Source organism: Psychroserpens mesophilus (assembly GCF_050617655.1).
Lineage (GTDB): Bacteria > Bacteroidota > Bacteroidia > Flavobacteriales > Flavobacteriaceae > Psychroserpens > Psychroserpens mesophilus_A.
In genome coordinates this window covers 1-383 of record NZ_JBODQC010000059.1, presented here as the reverse complement: position 1 = coordinate 383, position 383 = coordinate 1, and the positions used below count along the sequence as shown (strand labels likewise).

The 383-nt window shown below is 52.0% G+C and carries 1 protein-coding gene; it reads left to right on the top strand.

Annotated features, from left to right (window positions below):
• Positions 1-383, top strand: a 383-nt coding sequence (locus ACRHNM_RS16315) for a transferrin receptor-like dimerization domain-containing protein (RefSeq protein ID WP_431137699.1), incomplete at both ends; no start/stop codon positions are given.

The window sequence follows — 383 nt, the reverse complement described above, 5'->3', positions numbered from 1 at the left end:
GGACAATGGGCCGGCCTGATGGCGCTCCGGATGGCAAATGCCGATTTGATCCCCTATGCACTCACGCAATATGCCACGGACCTGAAAGGCCATTTTGCCCGTGCCGTGGAAAAAATCAAGGCGTACGACGGGGATTTCAAAGGGTTTGAACAGGTCAACCAGGTCGTTCCGGAACTGGAGCAGAGTGCCCTGGAACTCTCCCGGGAAATAGAGGCATTACTTATGAAAGAGGAGTTATCCAAAGCCCGGGCCCAGCGAATCAACCGGGAACTCATTGCCCTTGAAAAGAGCTTTATAGATGACAAGGGGATGTATTTTGGCTCCTGGTATAAATCCCTTTATGCTTCCACTGATCCGTTCAGCGGGTATGCTTCCTGGATCCT